The following is an 18,201-nucleotide window of genomic DNA, read 5'->3' as shown; positions in this document are numbered from 1 at the left end:
CGATTGCCTATGAAGACATTGACCGGCCAGCGCATGCGCACATTACTGATGCATCTCGACCACTTGAGCTTTCGGCCCCCGCCATCGAGCGTGGGACGGCGAACAACTCGCCTGGCCATGCAAAATGATTTGATCGAAGTCATAGGAGACCTTTCCTTGGCCTACAGATGCCGGTTGACAGAGAAAGGCCTCGCAGCGCGCTTTGATCTCGCTCGCGATAGTCGCGCATCTTAGCTCCAACCGGAGTGCCTGCTTCGATCATTATGCTGATTGGGTCGACGTTATCGGCGATCAATACCATCTTTGGCGCGGCTGGAAATGGGCAACGGCCGGCTGGTGCGATAGCAATGACAGGAACGAAGACGCAATACGATCGTGCGGTCGCGTCTCAATATCCACTTGCATCTGCCTATCGTGGATACTGTCGGCAGAGCAAACTGAACGCCACATTGGGCATGAGCAGGAGGCTCGCCCTTGTCCGCAAGCCTCCTGCGGTGCTTGATTGAGCCTACCGCGTGGCGCCCCACAGATAGGCGACGGCGGCGACAATGCCGACTGCGGTCAGCGGGTTTTCGCGTACGGTCGCTTCAACATCGGCCCAGACGCTTCGAGCCTCGGCACGGGCGGCCCTCGCCCCGTCTTTTGCAACCTGAGACGCCGCCTGTCTCACTTGACCAGCGTCACGCCTCAAGGACCGATCAGCCGGTTCAGAGCTGGAAGACTCATCGGCCTCAAGCCCGCGCGCTGCCTCGCCTGCGTCAGCCCGGCCGGTTGGAATGGACGTTGTCGACGCGGATACGGGGTCTGACGCCGGGAAAGTGTCTTCGAGAGCTCTGTCGAGCTCGCCTTTTTGCGACCGTGAGCGTTGTGCCGCCTGTTCGCGAAGCAACGATTGGACGGCGGGTGAATCCTTAGGGTCTGCCATTGTGTTTTACTCCCTGGTTGAAAACAGCCGCCCCGAAAGCGGCCTTTGCGATTAGAAGCTGATCTTGATTATGAACGTCTTGGGGACGAAGATGTTCATCTGTTCCTGTCATGGCTGCTGGGCGACGAAATTCCCTGCGCACAGGATTTCAATTCCGCCCTTTACAACGCGGCATCATCGACGCTTGCGGCGCAGTTCTTGCGACGTTCTCCTGTGGGCCCGTCGACCGACGGCTTACGACAACCAGCGAAATTCGTTCGGCTGATCACGACAAATACTGAGGACTACGCGCATGCGGCGCTGCTCCGGACCCGCAGGCACTCTCCGACCGGGCGCTGACCCTTGACCTTGGTTCGGTATTCTACCGACGCCACGGAGATCACGATCTCTTGTCGGAAACGTACAAAACGGCTTCTAGCGGCCGCCACTATTGACGGAATGCCGGGATTGGTCACAACCTCGTAGGGATCTAGCTCGGAGGAAATTGATGACAACGCCGCTCGGACGGGTTCGTGGTTTAGGATCGTCAAAATCGGGAACGACAGCTTATGTGATCAAGCAGGCGTCCGGCTTGGCCCTCGGCATCCTCACGCCCTATGTAATCGGGATCGGCATCTATTTGCTTGGTCGAGACCGGCCTTTTGTGGTGTCCTCCATTGCAAGCTTCTGGGTAGGACCCGTCCTTGTCGGCTTCATCATTTTGAGCGCCATACACATGGACGCTGGAATGCGTGCGATCATAGAGGACTACGTGCACGGCCACATGAAAAAGCTGGCGTTGCTTTTCCTGAACTCGGCATTCACGTGGTCGGTCTGCGTGGCCTCGGTCCTCGCCATCTTGTTGATCATGTTCGAGAGCGCGAGCCGCTAAGACCTCGGACCGGTTTTTATCGGCGACCGCGAACGGGAAAAAAATGTGGACGCCAGAGCTGCTTGTTCATCGGATCCCGGGTGGTGGTTCGACCGCATAGTGGCGCTCTGCCCGGCGGCAGAGATAAACTTCTCGCTCTGGATGGCACTCGACTGCGAAGCCACAGCTGCGCAGCATTGCCTCAACCGCCGCTCTGTTGGGTACGAACCAGTTCGTGGGATCTGAGGCGTAACGGTTCTCCACAAAGAACAGCTTTGGGTAAGTCGCGCGATCAAATACGGCCCATTCAGAAAAATCGTAGTCCTCTTCCACATCGCCGACGCGCTCGTCGCCCCGCTGCAGACACTGAAACAGAAGCTGGTCTGCAACGACATGCTCATGGAGAAGATCAAGGGCAAGCAGCGGATGGCGCAGATGGTAGAGAACGCCCATGAAGATCACCAGATCGAACTTTTCGGCGAGCTTTTCGACGTCATAGACTGACATCTGCCTGAACTCGACATCCAGGCCGGATCGTTCAGCAGCAAAGCGCGCCTGTCTTAGATACAGCGGATCAGAATCGATCCCCACGACGCGCCCAGCATTGCGTCGTTTCATCTCGAGTGTGTAAAAGCCCGCGTTGCAGCCGACATCCAACACACTGCGCCCGCCAAGGTCCTCCGGGATGCTTTCCTTGAAACCCTGCCATTTGAAGCTGGGATAGTCGCCTAGGAAATGGTTCGGCGCGGTCTTTACCCCATTGATATCGAGATTTTGAAACCATGGACCCAGCGCCTCGATGCGCGCTTCCAATATCTTTCGATCGTCGGTGAGCTCGCCCATGCTTACGCTCCGATCGGCAGCGACGCAGCCGCGCGCCTGTCTGCAATGCGAGGGGCTGCTGGTGCGTTGGCGGCAAGTGTCGTGCAGAACCAGTCGGCGGTCCGCTGCAAGCCTTCCCGCAGCGAAATCTCCGGCTTCCAGTTCAGGAGCTCTTGAGCGCGTGCAATATCGGGGCGTCGTCTCTGCGGGTCATCCTGCGGCAAGGGACGATGAACGACCGTCGAGGCCGAGGGAACAAGCTCACTCACCATTGCCGCCAGTTCGTTGATCGTGAACTCGCCCGGGTTTCCAAGGTTGACGGGACCATTCGGATTGACCGCGATATCCATCAACGCCATCAGGCCGGCCACAAGATCACTGACATAGCAAAAGGATCTGGTCTGCTCGCCGGTCCCATAGATCGTCATCGGATCATTCGAGAGCGCCTGAACGAGTAGGTTGGATATGATGCGCCCGTCATGAGGCTGCATCCGCGGCCCGTAGGTATTGAAAATGCGCGCAACGCGTGCATCGACTTGCCCAGCACGAAGCATGTCGAAGCACAAGGCTTCAGCCGCGCGCTTGCCCTCGTCGTAACAGGCACGCGGGCCGGTGCAGCTGACATTGCCGCGATAGTCTTCCCGCTGAGGGTGTTCAACCGGATCGCCATAGACTTCACTCGTCGAAGCCTGGAGAAAGACCGCATTGTCGCGCTGCGCAAGCTTCAGCAAGTTGCCCGTCCCTGCCACACAGGTCATCATCGTGTGAACAGGATCCGCCTGATATTGGGGTGGGGAGGCTGCACAGGCCAGATTGTAGATCTCCTGGACGGGCTCATTGGGCGCAGTGAAGGTGCAGATGTCCTGCGACATCAGGCGGAAGTTCGGGTGGTTCATCAGGGGTTGAACGTTTTGCGTAGACCCGGTGATGAAGCTGTCCACGCAGATGACGCGATTGCCTCGCGAAAGCAACGCGTCACACAGGTGCGAACCGACAAAGCCGGCGCCGCCTGCAACAAGGGTGGTCTTCATGTGTCCGTCGCGGTTGCTCTGCAGCATCTTCCGTCCTCCTTACGCTGACAATTGTTGATGGGCAATGCGCGGTGCCGGTGCGGCTGGCAGGCATGAGATCGCCTCGGCGAGCTCACGCGCCCGCGCCCGTCCCGTATGTCCGCCAAGCACGATTGCCCGCGCCCGCTCGGCCATTGACCGGCGGCGCGCTTCCGGCAATTCCACCAACGCGCTGATGACGTCCTGCGAGTTTCGGGCGATGATCAGTGCTTGCCCATCCGGCAGAAGCTCATCGAGGCCGCGCCACGCATCGCTGATGATCGGCGTTGCGCAGGCAGCTGCCTCAAACAACCGAACGCTCGGGGACCAGCCGGCAGCGATCATATGAGCGCGCGTGACGTTGAGCGTGAAGCGTTGACGACTGTAGAAACGTGCATGGTCTGAGGGCGGCAGGTGATCGATGCGTTCAACATTGGCGGGCCAGTCGATATCATCTGGATATTGTGGGCCGGCAACGACGAACCGCCTGTCGGGAAGCTGACGTGCAGGTTCGAGAAGCAGCTGCTCGAGCGTCGGTTGTCGATCAGCGCTGTAGGTGCCCAGATATCCCATCTCCCAGATGGTGGGATCATCGGTCTTGCCGTATCGGTCCGGGTCAACCGAACAATAAAGCGCAATGGCACGCTGAGCGCCGTATCGGGTCTCCAGTTCCTTGAGCACTTCGCCGCCCGAAAACGAGAAATAAGCCTGAAAAACTGCGATCTGACGGCGCGCAAGATATTCCTCGTCGCCACGATCGAGTTTGGAAAGCGTTACGGGCGTGTCGATGTCGTAAAAGCATAGCCTCTGCAGTGCGATCGTTGCCAGGCGATCGATAACGTCGATGCCCTGGAACACGTAGGACCCGACGACCACCGCATCGGCAGCGCGCAGGCGCTTTGCATATCGCGTGACCATTTCGTCGAGATCTTCATAATAGGCCAGTTCGCAGAAATCCGGCTCAGCGAGATCTCGGTTGTTTGCGTACCAGGGCACATCACGTTCCAGGAAAAGCACCTTGTGACCATTTTCGTTCAGACCTCTGATAAGCGCTCTGAACGTCGTGGCGTGGCCATTGCCCCAGGATGAAGACAGAGACAGCCCGATGAAGACCAACTGCAATGACCGTGTCATTCCGCTGCCTCCAGTCGACGCGCCGAAAACGAGCGTAAAATGCCGTCGACCCTATCGGCACGGTGATCATAGGTGTGTTGCGAAAGGACTCGCGCGAGCGCATTCTTGCCTATGGTCATGGCTCGCTCGGGGGTTAACGAGGCGAGAATTTCTGCGACATCCTTCCCGTCGCGAGCGACCAAGACCTCGCTGCCAGGCACCAGAAAGAGTTCAATGCCCTCCCAATGATCGGTGATGAGGCAGGCACCGGCACCGGCGGCCTCGAATACGCGCGTTGCAGGGGAAAAACCATTCTTCGCCATGCTGTCGCGCGAGATATTGAGGACCGCTTTCGGCGTAACATTGAACGCGTTGTGATCGCGCGTGGATAAATGACCAACATAGCGGACATTGCCGGGCATGGATTTTCCATGCCAGCCAGATCCGCCGAGCAAGAAGGTTTGGCCGGGCCTATTTGCCGCTGCCGCAAGAAAGAAGTCTTCGACACGCCCTTCCCGATCGGGCAGCCGGTTGCCGAGAAAGCCGAGTTCTGCATCATAGCGCTGGTCGGGTTCGACCGGATGATGCGTCAGAGGATCAAGGGCATTGTAGATCGGAATGCAGTCGGCCGCTCCAAGGCGACGATAAGCATCCACAACGGGCTCACCGCCGCCGTAGGTCAGGACGAGGTCGATGCGTGCAAGCGCCTGACGAAGCGGGTGGTCGGGGCGAGCATGAAGTTCGGCAAGTGTCGCGGGGGCATCGACATCCCAGAAGATCTTCAGCGCGCGGGCACGCGCGTTGCGAAGAAGCTCGGCAAGCAGGAGATCGTCTTCAAAGCCTACACCACTCGCCTTGATGACAACATCGGCTCGCGCTGCCTCGGCTGTCGCCTGCCTTAGTCCGTCGATCGACCCGTCATAAACGACAACCTTGCACCATTCGGGCGGATCGATGTCGCGGTTCTGCTGACGTTCAAACACATCCGGCTCATAGAAGGTGATATCGTGCCCCTTGAGCGCAAGCGCACGTAGGAGGCCGCGGTAATAAGTGGCGGCGCCATTCCAGTAGGCCGACACGATGCTCGAACCATAAAATGCGACCTTCATTGAGCGGCCTCCAGTGCTGTAAGCTTTTCGGTGACCCGCCGGCTGCCGCATGTAGAAAGGATCGACAGGAGTTCATCCACACGATGACCGCAGGTGTGACGGGTACGAATTGTTTCGAGCCCGGATGCAACGAGTGCCGCCGAAAGCTCAGCATCTTTCAACACCCGGTCCAGCGTGAGGGCCATCTCTGACCCACTGGAGGCGACAAGGTAGTCCTGCCCGGAACGGAAGAGATTTTCGGCATCGTCCCACGGCGCCGAAACAAGTGGGATGCCACAGGCGAGCGCTTCGAAGACACGGATGGTCGGTATTCCGGGGAGGTGCTCGACGTAAGGGCGGCGCGGAATATGAACTGTCACCCGGTGCTGCGCAAAAGCAATGGGCGCTTCGGCATTTGCGATCCAGCCTCCATACTCGATATGGGCGGCCACAAGAGCGTCAAGCGCGTGTTGCGGATATCGGACCCCCCGAACGGTCGTCCTCAAGCGCAGCGCCTCCGACGGGCGCACGAGATAGTTGATGATCTCCTCGGAGCGTTCGTCGTCGCCCCAGTTGCCAATCCAGATCAGATCGCCGGTCTTTTCGATTTCCGGCATTGGCCGGAAAAGCGCGACATCAGCGGCTTCGTGCCAAGTGAAGACATTGCGGCCCCACCCCGCCTTGAAATAGCGCTGTCGCAATGTCTCGCCGAAGGCGAGAACACCATCATAATCAGCAAGCTCTAGGCGCGCGATATCGTCTTGAGCGGACACCGCGCGATGATGGGTGTCATGGAACAACAGCGTGAAGGCACCCCCATTGCGCCGCGCGCGTCCAAGACGCGCGACCAGAGCCGGTTCGGTCCACTCATGGACGATGACGACATCGGCGTCAGCCAAGGCCTCCTCATGCTCGAAATCAGCGTCGTAGACCTCGGCTTTCAAGTCCGGGAACGTCTTGCGAAACATGTCGATCGCCACCATGCCCTGATCGGCCACGAGATTGTCGCGGCTCCAACTATGGCTTGGCTCAAGCGCCAGTGCATCATGGCCGCGGCCGATAAGCTCACGCATGACGCCACGCAGAAAATGGGCGTTTCCGTGGTTCCAGTCAGATACCAGCGAATGGGTGTAGAAGATGAACTTCATGTGTACTCCATGGCGGTTGGGGCTTGCACAATTGAAAGAACGTGCCGATAGATCGCGCGAACGGATGCGGCCTGGGCCTCGACGGTGAATGCGCGCGAACGAGCCTGCGCCAGCCCTCCCAGGCGCTTGCGAAGCTCTTTGTCGTGCACCAGACGGCTGATTGCCGCTGCAAATGCTTCCTTGCTGTTGGGATCGGCAAAAAGGGCTGTCCCGCTCCACAGCTCCCGATAGGTTGGGATGTCCGCCAGGACCATGGCGCTTGCACTGCGTGCCGCCTCGAGCACCGCCAGGCCAAACGGCTCGTAAAGCGACGGCGAGACCACGATGGCAGCCTGACGCATCAAGGCCATGGTCTCGGAATGATCCAGTTCGCCGCGATGATCGACGTTGAGAAGCTGCAGAAACTGCCGGTTAGGCCCCCGGTTAGAGCCTGCCATCACGACCGGCCAGTCGAGACCACCGGCTGCAGCATCCAGTGCGGCACCATTCTTTCCATCGTCCCACCAACGTCCTGCTGCAAAGACGTAGTTCTCTTTCTGGCCCGAAACCTCCGGTAAACAAGTGCCGTTGTGGACAACGCGCAGCCCCTTTATCTCGCCGTAGACTTCAGTGGAGAGCCGGGCATGACTTTCGCTGGGCATCACGACCGCATCGGCCCGATCGAACCCCTGACGGTTCAGTTCAAAATGCCATTGCCAGTTTTTTGGCGCATGATCGTCCCGGACTGCCTTAAACCAGGTGCATACGCATGAATGGCCGACAGCCACGACAGGGATATTCGTTCTCAATCGGGCGGCCTGTGACGGCAAGTTGAGATGGATGAGATCGGCCCGTTCGACAGCTGCGTAATGCTCGATTGCACCCGTGACCCCATGCAACGCCGCCTCGTTGTCCACCATCCAGTCGAGCGGAAGATCGCAGACATGGAGCGCACCAATCTGCTGTGCCTCCGCAGCCTGGGCCGCTGATGGTGCCGACCCAAAACAGATGAACGCCGTTTCGACGCCCAAGATGCGCAACCCGGCTGCCAGATCCATGGCGTAACGCCAGACACCCCCCACAGCGTCGACCGTCATCAGCACCTTCATCCCTTGGCATGCGGTTTGAACCCCTGTCATGCTGGAACCTTCTTTCTGGGCTGCAGCCGAACGCGACCGGCGAAGCGATGTTCCTCAAGCCAGTCGGCAAGATGGCGCAGGCCCGCTTTCCAATGAATGTTCGATTGCCAGCCAAGTTCGCGGGTGAGCTTTCCCGCATCGGCTACAAAATAATATTGATCACCGGCGCGCCAGTCGCCAAACCGCGTATCGAGCGGATGGCCGACAAGGGATTCAATTTCACGCAGCACTGTCAGGACGCTGACGGCATTGTTCGCGCCGCCACCGAGGTTGAAGACTTGCCCCCTGACCTTTCCGATGTTGCCGAGAACTGCGCGATAAGCGGCGACTGCATCGTCGACATGGAGCACGTCACGCACCTGCTTGCCGTTCCCATAGATGGAAATCGGCTCTCCCTGGAGCGCGCGTATCAGGAAGTGAGCGACCCAGCCCTGGTCTTCGGTGCCGAATTGCCTTGGTCCGTAGATGCAGCTCATTCGAAGCACCGCCGTCGGTATCGCGAAGGACTTCGCGTAGTCCAGGACATATTGGTCGGCGACGCCCTTTGAGCAGCCGTAAGGCGTGCAGAACCGCAGAGGCCGATCTTCGGCGATGCCGCGTGAGCGAATTGCTGCGTCTTGCGGGACATAGGAATAATCAGTCTCGACCATGATGAGATCGTCGAGAGATCCATAGACCTTGTTGGTGCTTGCAAAGATCACCGGCGCCTGCCTGCCAGCTTTACGCACAGCCTCAAGAACATTGATCGTGCCACGCCCGTTCGTTTCGAAATCATCGATCGGGTGGACTAGGCTGGTCGTCACAGCCGTTTGGGCAGCGAGATGGAAAACTGCCTTCGCGTCTGTAAAGACCGGCTCGATGCCACGAACATCGCGAATGTCCGAAAGAACGGGATGTACCCGCTTTCCATGTCGTTCCGTCAGCCAGGCAAGGTTCTGGTCGACGCCCGGCCGATTGAGATTGTCTAGGATTACGACGTCTTCACCCTCAAGCAGCAAGCTGTCGGCGAGATTGGAGCCGATGAAACCACTGCCGCCGGTAATGACGATCGGAGCGGAGCCTTTTGCCAGATTGGGCGCAGCAAGCCTGGAGATATCTTCCAGCCGGGGGACCCCGCCCTCGATCAAAAGACGTGCGAGAAGCTTGGGTTGGTTGTCGTGGGTCACCGCGCCGAGATGGTAATGGCGTGGATCGAACCAGAGCCCCTCCTGTACGGGAATGTCGGGCGCCACATCGGCCCATGAATACCAGAACAGGCGATCGGCGGGAACCGACAATGCCTTGATGAACCGCCTGGCCTGCTCCGTCTCGTCATTGCGCCAAGTGGAATAGCCCGTTTCTGTAATCCAGATTTGCGCGTCTTCATTAAAGCGGTCAAGGATACGACGCATCTCGCCAAGATGCATGTCCCACCCACCCCAGGTGCCCTCCTCGCTATCCCAGGTTCCGGGAAAGCCATGGAAGCCCACCGCATCGACGACGCTGAGGAGGCCGCGATCCCCCATCAGGTTGAACCAGTAGGGATCGAAGGGGCAAGGTCCGCCAAGAACAGGCCTCCACCCGCGATGCTTGGCCCAATAGGCGGCCTTCCCGATCATCTCACAGAAGAGCTGGAAGTCGCCGTCTTCGCGCCAATCCCAATCAAGCAGGTTGTTGGGCTCGTTCCACAGCTCGACAAATTCAAAGTATCTGCCGTAGCGGGTCAGCACGTGATCGACGAAATCGGCGTAAGCCTTGATATCACGCGGTGCGCCGGACGATCTCCCGGTGCGCGACATCGAAGGTGGCGTGTAATGGATGCAGGGTAGCAGATCGATTTGACCGCCGAGCCGCGGGATGAGCCAGTCGAACCAGGCTTCGCCGCCGGGTGCCAGATATTCGGCCCATGAAAGATGGGTTCTGAGGTAGCTTGCGCCGCTTGCCAGAATGTCCGGCAAAAGTCGTTCGGTCCGCTCGAACTCACCGGGACGGAACCATTCGACAAACCCATAGGTCTTGGTCTTCGCAGCGGACCTGTCGGATGAGAAGGATACTGTCATGATACAAGGCCTCGCTCTTCCAGATGGCGTCTCATCTCCCCGCCCCGGTCGATGGCGCCGGCGGCGCGGACCCATTGTGCGAAAGGTCCAAGCGATGTCTCCAACCTTTGCTGCGGTTCGAAACCGAGGAGCTCACGCGCCTTCGAGATATCGGCAAAGCAATTGCGGATATCCCCGGCCCGTGCCTTGCCCATGATCTCGGGGCCGATCTCCGGCACGCCCATGGCAGCGGCCAGGAGAGCAGCGACCTCGGCAATCGTATAGGACTGGCCGCTGCCGATATTGATGGTGTGCCCGTTCAGATTAGGCTTCTCCACCGCAAGCCGGAACGCCCGCGCGACGTCACGTACATGAACGAAATCACGCCGTTGCTGACCATCTTCAAAGATCATCGGGAGCTGATTATTCGCGAGCCTGGAGGCAAAATTGGCGAGGACGCCGGTATAGGGGTTTGAAAGCGCCTGACCTGCACCAAAGACGTTGAAGAGGCGCAATGCCACGGCATCCACACCATAGGCCTCACCAAAGATCAAAACCTGTTTTTCCTGCGCATATTTTGTAAGCGCGTAGATGGAAGCAAGGTCGACAGGCTTTTCCTCGTCGGTCGCCACCGGGATGAGAGCCTCCCCATCCGGCCCAACGAGGTTCCACTGACCTGTCCTTATATTGTCGGCCCGGCGTCTGATCAGGCCGATCTGATCTCCCGTTTTGCTGCGGTAGCGGCCTTCACCGTAAACGCTCATCGACGAAGCCACGACAATCCGCCTGACCGGCCTGTCGATCATTGCCTCCAGCAGGACTGCTGTTCCAAGGTCGTTGCCGCCGACATAGCGGGCAATCTCATACATAGACTGGCCGACACCTACTTCCGCAGCAAGATGTATGACGCCATCGACGGCCTCCAGAGCGCGTTCAACGACAGCCTTGTCGCGGATGTCGCCCCTGACGACCTCGGCTGCGTCCGGTACCTCGACCTCCGCGTCGCCATGCACCTGATCGATCATCGCATCAAGAATGCGGACGTTGAAACCGTGCTCCAGAAGCTCTTCGGTGACGTGACGACCAATAAAGCCGCACCCACCGGTCACTAGAATATTCTTCATATCGACCCCATCGTCGCTGGTGATGATGGGGCGCGAACTTCGGCTTCTAACGAAAGTTCCTGCTATGACATCTTTAATGACATCGACATCATCAATGAGAACATCCCCGCAGCTGGCGGGCTCCCTTCGCTACGATTGACTGCTCAAGATGCGAGCCGGGCGCGTTGAGGCATCTTGCATGTCATCATCAACGTCATCTTCATTGACATGAACAGGAACTCTTGCCGATGAGCAAAGTTCGACCGGCAAATGCTCTTGCAACCGGAGACTTCCCTTATGAAAGTTGTAATGATCGGGGCGGGCTATGTCGGCCTCACGACTGGGACCTGCTTTGCATCTCTCGGTCGCGACGTTTGTTGCGTCGACGTCGATGTAAAGCGGATCGAGGATCTTCAGCGGGGCAAGATTCCGATCTTCGAGCCGGGTCTGAGCGAGCTTGTTGCAGACATGACGGCAGCCGGAAAGCTGACGTTTTCCTCTGATTTGGCGCGCGAGGTAGCAGGAGCCGACTTCGTTTTCATCGCGGTAGGAACACCGTCAGGGCCAGACGGCGACATTGATCTGTCCTATGTGACCGCAGCCGCACGCGCCATAGCCACCGTCCTACCCGATCATGCGATCGTGGTCGTCAAGTCGACGGTGGTCGCCGGGACAGCGCGCGCGGTAGGCGAGATCATAAGGACACTCAAACCCCATGGCAAAGTTCGCATCGCATCGAATCCTGAGTTCCTGCGAGAAGGCTCTGCGCTATCGGACTTCATGCAGGCAGACCGAATCGTGGTTGGCGCCGACGACCCCGATACGGCTGCAGCGATGCGTCAGCTCTATCTCCCGCTGATCGAAACCGGAACACCCTTCATCAGCACGACAACGACCGACGCGGAGCTTATAAAATATGCGGCGAACGCGTTTCTGGCACTGAAAATTGGCTTCATCAACGAGGTCGCCAACATTTGCGAAAATACCGGCGGGGACGTTGGTGCGGTTGCGCGTGGTATCGGCTCGGATCGCCGCATTGGCGAGAGCTTTCTGCAGCCGGGACCCGGCTTCGGTGGCTCCTGCTTTCCAAAGGACACGCGAGCTTTCGCCGCAACGGGCAGGCGGTTTAAAAGCCCTCAATCTCTGATCGAACAGGTCATTACGGCAAACGAAGAGCGCAAGACAATGCTCGCCAATCGAATTCTTGAAGCCCTTGCCGGTCAACAATCTGCCCGTGTCGCAGTCCTCGGGATGGCCTTCAAGGCTCACACGGACGATGTCAGGGAATCGGCCGCACTGTCGGTCGTTCAAGTCTTGGCAAGAGCCGGTATCGATGTATCCGGTCACGATCCGAAAGGACGCCTGCACGCTGAAACTATTCTTGGATCCGGCGTCACATGGCATGACGATCCCTATGAAGCCGTCCGCGGCGTCGACGCTGTCGCTATCATGACGGAGTGGGATGAATATCGCGAGCTCGACCTCGCCAAGGTTGGTCATCTTGTGGCCGGGAAACTTCTGTTTGATTTCCGCAACCTGTTCACAGCCGAAAGTGTCACGCGCCACGGATTTTCTTATCATAGCCTCGGACGTCCTGTGGCCAAACCGCGTGACGTGGACCGACGCAAGGTAAACCCTGGAGCAAACCCTGTATGGGCGGATATTGCCGCCTGTGCCCGTTGAACGCCGGAGAAGATGATGGACAACAGCAGTCGAACTTTATCTGATCATTTGAGCGCGGTCGTGATCTCCGCCCCTGGAGTGACAGAGCTCGTGCAGCAAGAGCTTCGTCGTCCAGGTGATGGCGAGGTGAGGATAAGACTGGAAGGCTGCGGTGTCTGTGCCTCCAACCTTACGCCTTGGTCAGGACCGGAATGGATGCAGTTTCCGACCGAACCAGGCGGGCTTGGTCATGAGGGTTGGGGTCACGTCGATGCGATAGGTCCAGGGGTCGACCATCTAAAATTAGGTGATCGCGTTGCTGCCCTTTCCTATCATGCCTATGCGAGCCACGACTTTGCCAAGGCAGACATGGTCGTCGCACTTCCGCAAGAACTTGCCGGCCAGCCCTTCCCCGGAGAACCGCTCGGATGCGCCATGAACATCTTCAAAAGAGCTGAAATACGCCCGGGACAGACGGTCGCCATTATCGGTATCGGCTTTCTAGGGGCATTGCTGACGCAGTTGGCGGCAAAGGCCGGTGCTCGGGTCATCGCGATCTCGCGGCGACAGACCTCTCTGGCGGTTGCTAAGATCATGGGGGCGTATGAGACGATCGAAATGGACGATCACTGGCGCATCATCGAGCGGGTCAAGGCGCTTACCGGGGGCCGGTTCTGTGACTGCGTGATCGAGGCGGTTGGCAAGCAGTGGCCAATCGATCTTGCAGGCGAATTGACGATGGAGCGCGGGCGCCTGGTGGTTGCCGGCTACCATCAGGATGGAGCACGGCAGATCAACATGCAGCTATGGAACTGGCGCGGTATTGACGTGGTCAACGCACATGAACGGGACCCGGCGCTTTATATTGAAGGTATCCACGATGCCATCAAGGCGACATGTGAAGGAAGGCTCGATCCTTCGCGACTGTACACCCATCGCTATCCTCTCAGTCAGCTTGGCCAGGCATTGAACAACACGCGTGACCGGCCGGGCAACTTCATGAAAGCATTGGTGGTAAACTCATGAACAGCCCTGTTGCGAACGCGTCCTTTGAGGCTGCTGAAAGACCTGCCAGGGTTGGCTTTGTGGGCGTTGGATGGATTGGCAGACACCGTATGGAAGCAATGCTTGCCACAGGCGCTGTCGAGGCGGCTTTCATCGTCGAACCATCAGAAGAAATGGCAAAGGCGGCCATGGTGGCTGCGCCGGGAGCAGAGCGGGTGGATTGCCTCGATGATCTTCTTGGCCAGGACGTTGATGGCGTCGTCATCGCTACACCAAGCGCCCAGCACGCCCAGCAGTCGATAAGGTCACTTGAGGCTGGACACGCGGTCTTTTGCCAGAAGCCGCTCGGGCGCAGTCTTGAGGAGGTCAACGCTGTGCTCACGGCCGCCAGGACGGCCGACAAGCTCCTTTCAGTCGATCTCTCGTACCGATACACGCACGCAATGCAACGGATCAAAAGCCTGCTTCAGGCGGGCGAGCTCGGTGAGGTGATGGCTGTCGACCTGACATTCCACAATGCCTATGGGCCGGATAAAACCTGGTTCTACAAGCGTTCGAAATCCGGAGGCGGGTGCGTCATTGACCTGGGGGTTCACATGATCGACCTGGCGCTCTGGTCCCTGGACTTTCCTGAGATCGTCGCGGCCTCAGGCTCCCTTATGTCCGCTGGCCGTCCAGTTTCCATCACCGCGGAAGAGGTGGAAGACTATGCATTGGCAACGCTGCAGTTGGCCAATGGCACAGTTGTCCGTCTCGCCTGCTCCTGGGGCCTGAATGCAGGTTGTGACTGTGTCATCGATGCAAGCTTCTACGGTACCAAGGGTGGCGCTGCCATGCGCAACCTGAATGGATCATTCTATGACTTCTACGCCGATCATCTAGTCGGAACGCAACGCAGACGGTTGGTCGATCCTCCAGACGACTGGGGTGGACGGGCTGCAATCGACTGGGCGAGACGGCTGGCCACCGGAGCCAGGTTCGACGAAGCTGCCGAGCATCTCGCCGAGGTTTCACGCGCCATGGATATGATCTATCGCAGCGCATCAATCTGCGACCACTGATGAAGCGAGATAAGCGCTTTGAGCGTCTTGGTTCAGGAACCATGGCCTGCGAGCTCGGTTCTAGTCGAAAACCAGCAGGGGGTGGAAATGCCGCGGCGTAGATTTGATTTGGAACAGACGCCAACCACATCGGATCTGGTTATCAGAAGCGGCTTGCCACCCTGGATCATAACAGCCTTGCGGCAAGCCGGCATCAAACGACTGAGCGTCATGTCCACCTTGTCGGATGAGCGGTTGTTGACGATCCCCGGGATCGGGCGGCGCGCCGTTTCCATGATCCGCCAGGAGCTTCAAAGGCAGACCGGGGAGCGAGGCGAGCCTGCAAGGGATGCATCGAGCTTTCCCTCACTCTAAATGCCAGCGTCAACGCAGATCATCAAGGGTGTTGCCAGATGCGAGACGTCTGGAATTGAATTTGCGGTCAGTGCCCGTGGGGACCCGCGTCATGCAGGCGGTCTCTTCGTCCGGGCAAAAGAGCAACGCTTGCTTCACTCGCGTTCGACAAACTTGTTGAACCGGCTCGTCCCGCCGTCTTTTGTCTGGTCCTGATAAAGAAAGGCAAGCCTGTTGTCGTCGAAGATCTTGAAGAAGTCGTCCCATCCGATTTCTTCGAAATCGTCTTCCGGCTCCCCGAAGTCGACGTGAAGGAGGCCCCCTTTGCCCTTCGTTCGAATGACGGATGGGCGACCCTGACGGGCTTCAATCCATTTCTTGACGATATCGTGGTCAGTCGTCGTTGCTGCATTGCTCATCGACAGCTCCTCGCTTCAGGTGATGATGCCACCGAACATCGACGATAAGGCGGAGTTCCAACTGCGGTGCCGCACGGGCTTCTGGCGAGGCGGCGGTGCGCTTGCTAGAGCCAAGCGCTTTGCCGTTCTCTGGTCGATCATCAGTCGGACGATAATGTATACCCAATCACATAATCCCCCGGCTTGGTCCCCACCGACCCATGCCCGCCGGCAACCATCACCACATACTGCTTGTTGTCAGATGTCGTATAGGTCATCGGCGTCGCCTGCCCACCGGCCGGGAGACGGGCCTGCAAGAGCTCGGCCCCGCTGGTGACGTCATAGGCGCGCAGATAGTTGTCGACGGCAGCGCCCAGGAAGGCCACGCCGCCCTTGGTCATCATCGGGCCGCCGATGCCGGGGACGCCGACCTTGAAGGGCAGCGGCAGCGGCGTCATGTCGTGCACCGTGCCGTTCTTGTGCATATAGGCGATCTTGCCGGTGCGCAGGTCGACGCCGGCGACATAGCCCCATGGCGGCGCCTGGCAGGGAATGCCGAGCGGTCCGAGGAACGGGCCCATGAACACGCCGTAGGGCGCGCCGTCATTGCGGTTGAGGCCCTGTTCGCTGCACTTCTCGTCCTGCCCCTTCGGCGGAATATCGGCGGCCGGAACGAGCCTCGAGGTGAAGGCGAGATAGGTCGGCATGCCGAACATGATCTGCCGTTCGGGATCGACGGCGACGGAGCCCCAGTTGAATGTGCCGAAATTGCCGGGATAAACGATCGTGCCCTGAAGCGACGGCGGCGTGTAGCGGCCCTCGTATTTGTAGCGGTGGAACTCGATGCGGCAGGCGAGCTGATCGAACAGCGAGACGCCCCACATGTTCTTTTCCTGCAGCGGATCGGGCGAGAAGGTCAGGTCCGAGATCGGCTGCGTCGGCGCCGTCTTGTCCTCCGGGATCGCCCCACCCGGAGCCGGGATTTCCTTGAAGGGAATGATCGCCTCGCCGGTGCGCCGGTCGAGCACATAGATATCGCCTTGCTTGGTGGGCGCCACCAGCGCCGGCACGACGGAGCCGTCAGGCTTGGTCATGTCGAAGAGCACCGGCTGGGCCGGAACGTCCATGTCCCAGAGATCGTGGTGGACGAACTGCTGCACCCATTTCAGCTGACCGCTGTTGATGTCGAGCGCCACAACAGAGGAGGAGAACTTCTCGACATTGGCGCTGCGGTTCATCCCGAGCTGGTCGGGCACCTGGTTGCCGAGCGGGATATAGACCATGCCGAGGCCTTCATCGACCGAGAGCACCGACCAGCTGTTCGGCGAGTTGGTCGTGTAGGTCTGCCCCTGCGGCAGCGGCGTCGTCACATCGGGATTGCCGGAATCCCAGTTCCAGAGCAGCGCGCCGGTATTGATGTCGAAGGCGCGGATGACGCCGGATTGTTCCTGCGTCGAATAATTGTCGTTGACGGCCCCGCCGATGATCAGCTTGCCGGCAACGGCAACCGGCGGCGAGGTCGAATAGTAGTAACCGGCCGGATTGTATTTCATGCCGGTCTCGAGATGCAGCGTGCCCTTGTCGGCAAAGTTCTCGCAGACCTTCCCGTCCACGGCATCGAGCGCGATCAGCCGCGCGTCCGAGGTCGGCAGGTAGACGCGGTCGGCGCAGGGCTGGCCGGCCGCCGTCGCCGTGTCTTGATAATAGGTGATGCCGCGGCAGGTCTGGTGCTGCCGGTCCGGGTTCATGCCGGAATTGGCGTCGAACTTCCATTTCTCCTTGCCGGTCTTGGCATCGAGCGCGATGGCCCAGTTATGCGGTGTGCAGAGATAGAGCGTGTCGTTCACCTTCAGCGGCGTCACCTGGTAAGTGGTCTCGCCGACATCATCGGGCCGCTTCACGTCGCCGGTCTGGTAGCGCCAGACCTCCTTGAGATCCTTGACATTGGTGGCGTTGATCTGGTCGAGCGGCGAGTAGCGCTGACCGAACGGCGTGCGCCCATACTGATGCCACTCGCCATCCGGTACATCGCCGCCGAAGGGCGGGGCGGCCGCGACCACATCCTTCGGCAGGTCGCCTGCGAGATCATGCGGATCCGTCGTCATCGAGTAACCGGCAACCAGGATGGCGATGATCACGGGCACGCCGAGCGGCCAGGGGTTGGCGCTGTAGACCGCGCCGGTCGGGCTTGCAAAGCCGAGCGGCCGCCTGATCCAGGGCGTCAGCAGCCAGAGACCGAGCAGGATGATCAGCCCGCCGCGCGGCCCGAGCTGCCACCAGTCGAAGCCGACTTCCCACACGGCCCAGATCAGCGCCGCGACGACCAGAGCCGCATAGACCCAGAGCGCTACCGCCTTGCGCATGAGGAGCAGCACGGCGGTGATGATGAACATCGCGCCGGCGAACAGATAGAAGATGCTGCCGCCGAGCAGCACGAGCCACAGCCCGCCGCCGCCAAGCGCCAGTCCGATGAGGATAAAAAGGATGGAGGTTATTGTAAGCATCATT

At 59.3% G+C, this 18,201-nt stretch carries 15 protein-coding genes; 4 read left to right on the top strand and 11 right to left on the bottom strand.

Going from position 1 to position 18,201, the window contains the following annotated elements; translation table 11 throughout:
• Positions 1-508: 508 nt before the first annotated feature.
• Entirely contained in the window at positions 509-925 is a 417-nt protein-coding gene (locus ABIE40_RS30990; RefSeq protein WP_112715921.1) for a hypothetical protein, read from the bottom strand.
• A gap of 487 nt (positions 926-1,412) precedes the next feature.
• On the opposite strand from ABIE40_RS30990, the gene sdhD reads away from it, so the two are divergent.
• On the top strand, positions 1,413-1,796 hold the full coding sequence (gene sdhD / locus ABIE40_RS30985) for a succinate dehydrogenase, hydrophobic membrane anchor protein (protein WP_199629700.1): 384 nt from the start codon (positions 1,413-1,415) through the stop codon (positions 1,794-1,796).
• A gap of 66 nt (positions 1,797-1,862) precedes the next feature.
• Here the strand turns inward: sdhD and ABIE40_RS30980 are convergent, their stop codons facing one another.
• Genes ABIE40_RS30980 through ABIE40_RS30945 form a run of 8 tightly spaced genes read right to left on the bottom strand, consistent with a single transcriptional unit; the run spans position 1,863 to position 11,255 of the window.
• A complete protein-coding gene (locus ABIE40_RS30980) occupies positions 1,863-2,618 on the bottom strand; it encodes a TIGR04290 family methyltransferase (protein WP_112715917.1) in 756 nt (251 codons plus the stop codon).
• Between the two features lie 2 nt (positions 2,619-2,620).
• A complete protein-coding gene (locus ABIE40_RS30975) occupies positions 2,621-3,655 on the bottom strand; it encodes a UDP-glucuronic acid decarboxylase family protein (RefSeq protein ID WP_112715915.1) in 1,035 nt (344 codons plus the stop codon).
• A gap of 12 nt (positions 3,656-3,667) precedes the next feature.
• Positions 3,668-4,780 (bottom strand): CgeB family protein, encoded by a 1,113-nt coding sequence (locus ABIE40_RS30970; RefSeq protein ID WP_112715913.1) that lies wholly within the window; start codon positions 4,778-4,780, stop codon positions 3,668-3,670.
• Positions 4,777-5,868 carry a CgeB family protein gene (locus ABIE40_RS30965; RefSeq protein ID WP_112715911.1) on the bottom strand — a complete coding sequence of 364 codons (1,092 nt, stop codon included), beginning with the start codon at positions 5,866-5,868 and terminating at the stop codon, positions 4,777-4,779. Before ABIE40_RS30965 ends, ABIE40_RS30970 begins: the two co-directional genes overlap by 4 nt.
• Positions 5,865-6,995 carry a CgeB family protein gene (locus ABIE40_RS30960; protein WP_112715909.1) on the bottom strand — a complete coding sequence of 377 codons (1,131 nt, stop codon included), beginning with the start codon at positions 6,993-6,995 and terminating at the stop codon, positions 5,865-5,867. The genes ABIE40_RS30965 and ABIE40_RS30960 overlap by 4 nt, the downstream gene beginning before the upstream one ends.
• Positions 6,992-8,113, bottom strand: a complete 1,122-nt coding sequence (locus ABIE40_RS30955; protein WP_354541262.1) for a glycosyltransferase family 4 protein — start codon at positions 8,111-8,113, stop codon at positions 6,992-6,994. The genes ABIE40_RS30960 and ABIE40_RS30955 overlap by 4 nt, the downstream gene beginning before the upstream one ends.
• Positions 8,110-10,152, bottom strand: a complete 2,043-nt coding sequence (locus ABIE40_RS30950) for an NAD-dependent epimerase/dehydratase family protein (protein ID WP_199629701.1) — start codon at positions 10,150-10,152, stop codon at positions 8,110-8,112. Before ABIE40_RS30950 ends, ABIE40_RS30955 begins: the two co-directional genes overlap by 4 nt.
• A complete protein-coding gene (locus ABIE40_RS30945) occupies positions 10,149-11,255 on the bottom strand; it encodes an NAD-dependent epimerase/dehydratase family protein (protein ID WP_199629702.1) in 1,107 nt (368 codons plus the stop codon). Before ABIE40_RS30945 ends, ABIE40_RS30950 begins: the two co-directional genes overlap by 4 nt.
• Before the next feature lie 276 nt (positions 11,256-11,531).
• On the opposite strand from ABIE40_RS30945, the gene ABIE40_RS30940 reads away from it, so the two are divergent.
• Genes ABIE40_RS30940 through ABIE40_RS30930 form a run of 3 tightly spaced genes read left to right on the top strand, consistent with a single transcriptional unit; the run spans position 11,532 to position 14,962 of the window.
• A complete protein-coding gene (locus ABIE40_RS30940; protein ID WP_130279551.1) occupies positions 11,532-12,917 on the top strand; it encodes a UDP-glucose dehydrogenase family protein in 1,386 nt (461 codons plus the stop codon).
• 15 nt (positions 12,918-12,932) lie between these two features.
• Entirely contained in the window at positions 12,933-13,922 is a 990-nt protein-coding gene (locus ABIE40_RS30935; protein WP_112715901.1) for an MDR/zinc-dependent alcohol dehydrogenase-like family protein, read from the top strand.
• On the top strand, positions 13,919-14,962 hold the full coding sequence (locus tag ABIE40_RS30930) for a Gfo/Idh/MocA family protein (RefSeq protein ID WP_130279552.1): 1,044 nt from the start codon (positions 13,919-13,921) through the stop codon (positions 14,960-14,962). The genes ABIE40_RS30935 and ABIE40_RS30930 overlap by 4 nt, the downstream gene beginning before the upstream one ends.
• Before the next feature lie 488 nt (positions 14,963-15,450).
• Here the strand turns inward: ABIE40_RS30930 and ABIE40_RS30925 are convergent, their stop codons facing one another.
• Entirely contained in the window at positions 15,451-15,714 is a 264-nt protein-coding gene (locus tag ABIE40_RS30925) for a hypothetical protein (RefSeq protein ID WP_112715895.1), read from the bottom strand.
• 140 nt (positions 15,715-15,854) lie between these two features.
• Positions 15,855-18,200, bottom strand: coding sequence for a glucose/quinate/shikimate family membrane-bound PQQ-dependent dehydrogenase (locus tag ABIE40_RS30920; protein WP_199629703.1), 2,346 nt, complete (start codon positions 18,198-18,200; stop codon positions 15,855-15,857).
• Position 18,201: the final 1 nt, after the last annotated feature.

The sequence above is a fragment of the Rhizobium sp. OAE497 genome, from assembly GCF_040546565.1.
Taxonomy (GTDB): Bacteria; Pseudomonadota; Alphaproteobacteria; order Rhizobiales; family Rhizobiaceae; genus Rhizobium.
The sequence above is the reverse complement of the archived record's forward strand: the minus strand, read 5'-3'. Positions and strand labels throughout refer to the sequence as shown.